Below are 9,381 nucleotides of genomic sequence, written 5' to 3'. Positions count from 1 at the left end.
CCTTGGGCGTCGGCATTTGGATTTCAAAAAGAGCATCCAAAGGCTTGGATTCTTACTTCTTAGGAGGTAAAACCATCAAATGGTATTATTTAGGATTGAGCAATGGCTCGGGAATGTTTGATATTTCCGGAACAGCTTTAATGGTGGGATGGCTTTTCCTTTATGGCGCAAAAAGCTTTATGCTGATGTGGCTATGGCCGATTTGGAACCAGATTTTCATCATGATGTTTTTGGCCGTCTGGATTAGACGTTCCAATATCATGACGGGTTCTGAATGGATTTTAACGCGTTTTGGCGATGATAAAGCCGGTAGAGCTTCACACAAAATTGTCGCGCTTTTTGCAGTCGTAGCCGCTATCGGATTTATTGCCTATTTCTTTGAAGGGGTTGGTAAATTCCTGACCGTCATCTTGCCTTGGGATTTAGCATTGACTATAGGAACTTCTGAAATATTTACCTCAGAACAATCCTATGCCTTAATCATTATTTTTCTGACCACGCTTTACACAATAAAAGGCGGAATGTTTTCCGTGGTTGCCACTGAGGTTTTACAATATGGTATTATGGTTTTGGCGGGGATTTTAGTGGCCGCTTATTCATTTTTTGCTTTTACGGATGTAGAGGTTACCAGTGTGATTTCAACAGAATGGAAAAACATCTTTTTCGGATGGGAATTGGATACCCATTGGGATTCAAAATATCAGGCCTTTAATGATTTGGTCGATTCCGAAGGTTATAAAATGTTTGGAGCTTTAATTGGCATGAGTCTTTTTAAAGGCTTTTTTGCAAGTATTGCAGGACCAACGCCGAGCTTTGATATGCAACGTATTTTGTCAACCAAAACGGTTAAAGAAGCGGCTTACATGGCCGGTTTTACAAACTTAATCTTGTTTATTCCTCGCTATTTATTAATTGGAGGCATCGTCGTTATCGCTTTGGTGGTATTGGCTCCAGGAATGGCGGCAGATCCGAATTTGACCGGTGGCAACTTGGAAATTTTATTACCCCAAGTTATTAATTTCCATGTGCCTGTCGGTATTAAAGGATTGCTTTTGGCCGGACTGTTGGCAGCATTTATGTCCACCTTTTCAGCTTTTGTGAATGCCGGTCCTGCTTATATTGTTAATGACATTTATAAGAAATATTTTAAACCAGAAGCGACCGACCAACATTATATCAAAGCGAGTCATATTGCTTCTTTTGCCGTGGTTGCGCTTGGCGTATTTATGGGCTTTTTTGCTGATTCTATCAACTCCTTGACCTTATGGATTACGAGCTCGTTATTTGGTGGTTATGTGGCGGCCAATTTCTTAAAATGGATTTGGTGGCGCTTTAATGGTTGGGGCTATTTTTGGGGCATGTTTTCGGGTTTGATTATTGCCAGTTTACAGTTTTTCTTGGATCAAAATAAAGCACATTTTACAGAAGGCACTTGGCTTTATGATTTATCACATGTATCGGCAATCTACTTGTTTCCACTCATATTTGGAGTGTCGCTTTTAGGGTCTTTCTTAGGAACTTATTTAAGTAAACCAACCGATATGAACGTCCTGAAATCATTCTATGCCAACGTCCATCCCTGGGGATTCTGGAAACCAGTTTTAAAAGAATTAAAGAAAGAGAATCATCCTATTGAAAAGAATTCTGAGTTTTGGTCAGACATGTTCAATTGTGTTATCGGTATCGTTTGGCAATCGAGTATGATTGTGCTGCCGATCTATTTTATTATCCGCGATTATCCTAAGGCGTTTATTTCTTTAGGTGTATTTTTGTTAACCTCAATAATTTTGAAGTTTACTTGGTTGGATAAGGTTAGGAAAATTCCGAATTAGGGGAAATAGAATTAAGTACAAAGAATTAAGTACAAGGTATCAAGAACAAAGAAAATAGATATTAGAATATAGATTAAGTTTTATCAATTTGGAAACTTGAAACCAGAAACTAGCTTGCCCGTCCGAAGCTTTGGCGAAGAGGAGAAATAGTATAAAGTATTAAGTACAAAGTATCAAGAACAAAGAACAAAGAAAAATAGATATTAGAATATAGAATAGTAAAAAGTATTAGGTTTTAGCAATTTAGAAACTTGAAACCAGAAACTAGAAACAAAAAAACAAAAAAAATATGAGTACAATTCCTTGGCAAGATAAACCGGAAGGTTGCAATGATGTAGTTTGGAGATATTCTGAAAATCCTGTAATTAACAGGTATGATATTCCGTCATCGAACAGTATTTTTAACAGTGCCGTAGTGCCATTTGAAGGTGGTTTTGCTGGTGTTTTTAGATGTGATAACAAAGCTGTGCAAATGAATATTTTTGCTGGCTTTAGTAAAAATGGGATTGATTGGGAAATCAATCACGATCCGATCGTGATGCAAGCGGGCAATACCGAAATGATAGAATCTGATTATAAATATGATCCAAGAGTTGTTTGGATTGAAGATCGTTATTGGATTACTTGGTGTAATGGGTACCACGGGCCAACGATTGGGATAGCTTATACCTACGATTTCAAAGAGTTTTTCCAATGTGAAAATGCATTCTTGCCTTTCAATAGAAACGGCGTGTTATTTCCACAGAAAATCAATGGCAAATATGCGATGTTAAGTCGCCCGAGTGATAACGGTCACACACCTTTCGGCGATATTTATATTAGCTATAGTCCAGATATGAAATATTGGGGCGAGCACCGTTGCGTGATGAAAACCACGCCTTTTGAGGATAGTGCTTGGCAATGTACCAAAATTGGCGCAGGTCCAATTCCAATTTTGACCGATGAAGGTTGGTTGATGATCTATCACGGTGTTATCAATACCTGCAACGGGTTCCGTTATGCGATGGGTGCTGCTATCCTTGATGAAAATGAGCCAGACAAAGTGAAGTATAGAACCAAGCCTTATTTATTAGGGCCAGCAGAACTTTATGAAACCACCGGCGATGTTCCAAATGTGGTGTTCCCATGTGCGGCGTTGCATGATATCAAAGAAGATAAATTAGCCATTTATTATGGTGCTGCGGATACGGTCGTAGCCATGGCCTTCGGTAAATTGAGCGAAGTAGTACAGTTCACAAAAGATAATAGTTTATAAGTTTTTCAGACCTGTCAGGTTTTCAAAACCTGACAGGTCTTTCACTTCGCAGAATGTGATAAAGAAGATTTATATAAACTCATCTTAAACCTATCGTCCCTGTATTTAAACAGGGGCGATTTATTAATTTTATCGAACATCAATAAATAACCAATTATGTGTTTAAAGTATAATTTTTTGACCGCGTTTTTATTGGTTGCTACCACAGCAACTTTTGCGCAATCAAAAAACACCATCACTCCTGAAACTTATATCGCTTATCATACTTCTGAAAGTATAGAAGTCGATGGAACTGATGCCGATGCATCCTGGAATAAAGTCGATTGGACCAAACCTTTTATTGATATTGAAGGCGTCAAAAAACCGATGTATAACACTCAGGTTAAAATGCTATGGGACGATACTTATTTCTACATATTGGCGAAAATGGAAGAACCTCATGTTTGGGCAGATATCACAGAACACGACGCGATAATTTTTCATAATAACGATTTCGAAGTTTTTGTAGATCCTAATGGAGATACCTTTAATTATTACGAAATCGAAGTCAATGCCATCAATACGGTTTGGGATTTATTCGTTTCAAAACCTTACCGCGAAAACAATGTGGTTTTAAATGATTGGACCGCTACGGGGATGAAATCAGCCATCACGATAGATGGTACATTGAATAATCCAAATGACACTGACAAAGGCTGGACGCTTGAAATGGCCATTCCATGGAGTGTTTTTAAAACCGCTTATTTTGAACAAAATGTTCCAAAAGATAATTTCTGGCGCGTGAATTTCTCAAGAGTGAATTGGGATCATCAAATTACCGATGGCAAATACGGACGTAAAAAAGATGCCAAAGGCGACTACCTTCCAGAATACAATTGGGTTTGGTCATCACAAGGCGTCATCAATATGCATGAACCAGAAAAATGGGGTTATGTCTATTTTTCTTCCAAAGAAGTAGGCGCTAAGGATACGTTCGAAATTCCTAAAGATGAAAAAATCAAATGGGAATTATTTACCTTATACCGTGCTCAAAAACAATATTTTGAAGCTCATAATAAATGGTCGACTTCTATTGCTAAATTATCCTCATCGCCCATAGTGGTAGATGGAAAAACCATCACACCAAAATTGGAAAATCATAGTTTTGGATGGGCCATTTCAGTGAAAAGTCCATTTACAAATAAGGTGATGGTTATAAGGGAGGACGGAAAATTCGTCATAAACTAAAATTGGAATTGCAAAGACCTGTCAGGTTTTTGAAGCCTGACAGGTCTGAAAATAGAAACATTATGAAACTGATTAAATTAATTTTTCTTTTGCCATTGTTTTTTGCATGTAATAATGCCACCGAAAAACAGGAAATAAATCCAGAAACATCAAATAAGGAGTTTTCAAAAAACGCCATACCGGTTGAAGATCTAAAAATCATCGGATACGCCGCTGGATATGAAGATTATGATTTTTCAAAAATAGCTGCCTCAAAACTCACGCATATCAATTTTGCTTTTGCAAATATTGTCGAAGGCAAAGCGGCATTTGAGTTGGAAACTGACGCTGCTAAAATTGCGACGTTGATTGGTCTTAAATCGAAGAATCCTGATTTAAAAGTTCTGTATTCTGTGGGCGGTTGGGTTTGGTCAGATCAGTTTTCGACCATGGCGGCTTATGATGATTCGCGCAAGAAATTTGCAGCCAGTTGTGTGGAGCTTTTGAAAAAGCATGCCTTTGATGGCGTTGATTTGGATTGGGAATATCCAGGACAACGCGCGGAAGACAATGATTTCCGTCCGTCAGATAAAGATAATTTCACTTTGCTTTTGGCGGAAATTCGTAAGGCTTTAGATGTGCAAGGAGAAAAAGACAATACACATTATTTATTGACCATAGCCACCGGCGCAGATCAACCTTATATTGATCACACCAATTTAGGAGAGGCTCATAAATATCTTGATTTTATCAATGTGATGGGTTACGATTTTTACCAAGGTTGGATGTTCCAAACCGGACATCACGCCAATTTACATCCTTCTGACAAAGAAAAATATGGTGGCAATAGCGGAGTAGAATCTATTGACAGACATATTAAAGCTGGAGTTCCTGTCGAAAAGCTGGTTCTGGGCATTCCTTTTTACGGCAGACAATGGCAGAAAGTAGAATCTACAGATCAACCCTTGTATGCGTCCGCAAACGAAGGTGGCTATATCATTTCCTACTGGGAAATTCTTGAAAAAATAAAATCAGGAAACTATGAGAAATTATATGACGAGTCTGCAAAAGCCTCTTACCTCTGGAGTGCGACAGATAACGTGTTTATATCATGGGAAACACCAAAGGAAATAAAGCTCAAAGCAGCTTACATTAAAGAAAAAGGTTTGGGAGGCGCGATGTTCTGGGAATATAGTCTCGACAAAGACCAAGAACTATTAAATACACTTTTTGAAAATTTAAAGTGATTTTTCTATGATTCAATCCATTCCGATGAAGGCTAATTACATCTTATTTATGCTATCTATTTTAGTGTTTTATGGCTGTAATCAGCAGGTTGAGAAAATACCGGCAACGCTATTAACACCTGCAAAAACGATAGATACTGCTTTTAAATTCGGAACATGGATTACGTCTAGTAAAAACAAATCGAATGCCGATTATACAGCCGAATTCAAACGCTATAAGGAAGGCGGTATTGACGAACTTCTAATCAATACGTCCACCGATCCTAAGGAATTGGAGCGCTTGGTGTCAATTGCGGCCAAAGAAGGTCTAAAAGTCCATGCCTGGATGTGGGCCGTGAATCGTCCTGGCGATACCGTCGCTCAAAAACATCCCGAATGGTATATGGTAAGTCGAGATGGGAAATCATGTTTTGATACGCAGCCTTATGTCAATTATTACCAATGGTTATGTCCTACCAGAGAAGAATCACGAAACCATATTTTAGGTTTGGTCGAAAAAATGGCAAAAGTAGAGGGCATTGAAAGTGTGCATTTGGATTATATCCGCTTTCCAGATATTTTCTTGCCGATTGGTTTATTGCCGAAATACAATTTGAAGCAAGACATGGAAATGGCCGAATATGATTTCTGCTATTGCGACGTTTGCATCAGCGAATTTGAAAAAATCCATCATAAAAATCCGTTGGAAAGTGAAAATACGGCCATCGATATGGAATGGAAAAACTTCCGATTAAACGCCATCCGAAACTTGGTTAATGAGGCGTATGACATCGTTCATAAACACAATAAAAAATTAACGGCAGCGGTTTTTCCTTATCCAGAAATGGCAGATCATATGGTGCGTCAGCGCTGGGATAAATGGAATATTGATGACGTCTATCCGATGATTTACCACGGATTTTATAATGAAGAAATCGATTGGATCGGCTACGCCACTAAACAAGGTGTTACTGATGTGAAATCAGAAAATATGGGCATTAATACTGGGGTGTACTTGCCACCGTTTACTTCTGCCGAAGAATTAAAAAAGGCGATTCATTACGCCAAGGATAATGGCGCCAAAGGTGTGACGTTTTTTGACGGCCCTGTCTTAACCGACGCCTATTTAAAAGCCATCAAGGAAACAAAAGAAAGTTTTAATAAAAAATAAATTAATCAAAATCCTGTTGGATGATGCTGTACAAAGCGTTAAACCTTATCAGATTTAATATTAATAAAGAATAGAAAATAAAAAATATTACTCATGTCAAACCAGAAATCCTATCGCTCCGCATTTATTCTATTGACCATTCTATTTTTCCTTTGGGGATTTATTACGGTCTTGGTTGATTCTTTAATTCCGCGTCTTCGTGAACTGTTTGAATTATCCTATTTCCAAGCAGGTTTAGTACAATTTGCATTTTTTGGTGCCTATTTTTTATTGTCCGTTCCGGCCAGTTATATTCTTTCAAAAATTGGTTATAAACGAGGTATTGTTGTAGGACTCTTAACTATGGCCGTCGGGTGTTTGTTATTTTATCCAGCAGCCTCGTATCGTGTGTTCGGCATTTTTATGCTGGCCTATTTTATTTTAGCCGCAGGAATTACCTTCTTGCAAGTGGCTGCTAATCCTTTTGTAGCCGTATTGGGTTCTGAAGATGGCGCTTCAAGCCGTTTGAATCTGTCGCAAGCCTTTAATTCTTTGGGAACAGCGGTAGCGCCAGCCGTTGGTGCTCTGTTTATTTTGAGCGATGTGATCAAAAGCAAAGATGAAATCGCAGTATTAGACAATACGGCAAAAGAAGCCTATTTAGCATCGGAAGCTGCCGCCGTGCAAACCCCATTTTTAGGTTTGGCACTGTTTATCGGTTTAATCGCGATCATATTTTTGTTTGCAAAATTGCCACAAATGATTTCAGAAACCTCCACCGGAACTTATAAAGAAGCTTTCAAAAACAAGAAATTGATGCAAGGCGTCTTAGGAATTTTCTTTTATGTTGGTGCTGAAGTGGCTATTGGTAGTTATTTGGTCAACTACTTTTTAGATATGAATTTGGTGTCGGTCATTAAGGAAAGCGGGGTCATGAGATCCATTGCAGAAACCATCCTAAACTCTGGATTGGCTGATAAAGACGATAAAGCTGTGGTAGGTGTTTTCGTAACCTTTTATTGGTCGGGCGCTATGATTGGTCGCTTTGCTGGGGCGTATTTAACGAGAGTTATGAAGCCAGGTAAAGTTTTGGCCATTTTTGCGACTATTTCTATTGGTTTGATTGTATTATCTATTAGCACTGTGGGCTTAGTGAGTATGTGGAGTATTTTGGCCGTTGGTTTATTCAACTCCATTATGTTCCCAACCATTTTCACTTTGGCAATTGATGGCATCGGCCATTTAAAACCTAAAGCTTCCGGATTGTTGTGTACTGCCATTGTTGGCGGTGCAATCATTCCACCAGCATTTGGTTTTTTAACAGATATCATCGCGTTCAAAAATGCCTTATTGATTATCGTTTTTTGCTATGCATATATTGTTTGGTTTGGCTATAAAAATGGGAAGGCAAAGGTGGTTGTCGCCTAAGATTTTAAATAACTTATTATTGATTAACAATTAATAATAAGCATACGAATAATTCCTCCCCTTTTTTCAAGGGGAGGTGCCCTTGGGCGGAGGGGTTAGGCGGAGGGGTTCTTAGGTAGAAGAGTTCCTCTTTAATAATAAAACGATTAGTGATCTAGTAAAATAAAAATTAATGAAGAAATTTGGTTTGATATATGTGTGCTTTGTTTTTCTCTTGTTTCAGTGCAAAGAATCTAAAGAGGTAATAGACCAAGTTAAACTCACCTCGTTTGTCAATCCGTTCATTGGAACCGACGGCCCAGGAAATACCTATCCCGGAGCAACTGTTCCTTTTGGAATGGTGCAATTAAGTCCAGATATTGGAATTTCAGGATGGGATCGGATTGCGGGTTACTTTTATAAAGATTCCATAATTACTGGATTTTCACACATGCATTTATCGGGAACCGGCGCAGGCGATCTTTACGATATCTTAGTGATGCCGACGAATAGTCGCTTTTCAGAACGCATCGAAGCCAATCACTTTAAACCTTTTTCAAGTTTCTCCCACGACCATGAATCGGCATCTCCAGGCTATTATTCGGTAGATTTATTGGATTACGGCATCAAAGCCGAACTTACCGCAACGGAAAGAACAGGCATCCATAAATACACTTTTCCACAAGATGATAATTCGCAAATTCATATCGATTTAGGTTATGCCTTAAATTGGGACAGCCCGACCGATACGCATATTAACGTGGTGGATAATTCGACTATTGAAGGCTATCGCAAATCGACAGGCTGGGCAAAAGACCAACGTGTGTATTTTGTGATTAAACTTTCAAAGCCTTTTGATTCGTATCAGATATTTAAAAATGATACGCTTACAACGTCGCCGGTTACTGGAAAAAATACCAAAATCATCTTAAATTACGCAACTTCAGAAGGCGAAGCCATCGTCTTAAAAACGGGATTATCCTCCGCAGACATTGCAGGAGCTCATAAATCTATAGAAATAGAAGCCCCAAATTTTGATTTTGAAGTTTTAAAAAATGAAGCAGAAGCCAAATGGGAAGCGGAACTCAGTAAAATCAAGATTACGATAGCCGACGAAACGAAAAAGAGTATTTTCTATACGATGTTGTACCAATCGATGTTGGCGCCAACCTTATTAAGTGACCATAACGGAAATTATAAAGGCGCTAACGACCTAACCATGAAAGCCGATGGTTTTGATCGCTATGATACGTTTTCACTTTGGGATACCTATCGCGCAGCACATCCATTATACACGATTTTGCA

7 protein-coding genes are annotated in these 9,381 nt (G+C 38.6%); all 7 read left to right on the top strand.

Annotated elements, in window-relative coordinates; translation table 11 throughout:
* Nucleotides 1-2 precede the first annotated feature (2 nt).
* On the top strand, nt 3-1,832 hold the full coding sequence (locus tag ABIQ28_RS13470) for a sodium:solute symporter family protein (RefSeq protein WP_348038173.1): 1,830 nt from the start codon (nt 3-5) through the stop codon (nt 1,830-1,832).
* Nucleotides 1,833-2,121: 289 nt separating this feature from the next.
* On the top strand, nt 2,122-3,087 hold the full coding sequence (locus ABIQ28_RS13465) for a glycoside hydrolase family 130 protein (protein ID WP_348038171.1): 966 nt from the start codon (nt 2,122-2,124) through the stop codon (nt 3,085-3,087).
* Between the two features lie 177 nt (nt 3,088-3,264).
* Nucleotides 3,265-4,314, top strand: coding sequence for a carbohydrate-binding family 9-like protein (locus tag ABIQ28_RS13460; protein WP_348038169.1), 1,050 nt, complete (start codon nt 3,265-3,267; stop codon nt 4,312-4,314).
* A gap of 62 nt (nt 4,315-4,376) precedes the next feature.
* On the top strand, nt 4,377-5,540 hold the full coding sequence (locus ABIQ28_RS13455; RefSeq protein WP_348038167.1) for a glycoside hydrolase family 18 protein: 1,164 nt from the start codon (nt 4,377-4,379) through the stop codon (nt 5,538-5,540).
* A 7-nt stretch (nt 5,541-5,547) separates the two neighbouring features.
* Entirely contained in the window at nt 5,548-6,690 is a 1,143-nt protein-coding gene (locus ABIQ28_RS13450; RefSeq protein WP_348038162.1) for a putative glycoside hydrolase, read from the top strand.
* Between the two features lie 93 nt (nt 6,691-6,783).
* The gene (locus tag ABIQ28_RS13445; protein ID WP_348038160.1) at nt 6,784-8,097 is read left to right on the top strand and encodes a sugar MFS transporter; all 1,314 of its coding nucleotides are present in this window, start codon (nt 6,784-6,786) and stop codon (nt 8,095-8,097) included.
* A 172-nt stretch (nt 8,098-8,269) separates the two neighbouring features.
* On the top strand, nt 8,270-9,381 hold a 1,112-nt coding region (locus tag ABIQ28_RS13440), incomplete at its 3' end, for a GH92 family glycosyl hydrolase (protein ID WP_348038158.1).

It is taken from the genome of Gelidibacter sp., from assembly GCF_039916245.1.
In the GTDB taxonomy this organism is placed as follows: Bacteria; Bacteroidota; Bacteroidia; order Flavobacteriales; family Flavobacteriaceae; genus Gelidibacter.
The sequence above is the reverse complement of the archived record's forward strand: the minus strand, read 5'-3'. Positions and strand labels throughout refer to the sequence as shown.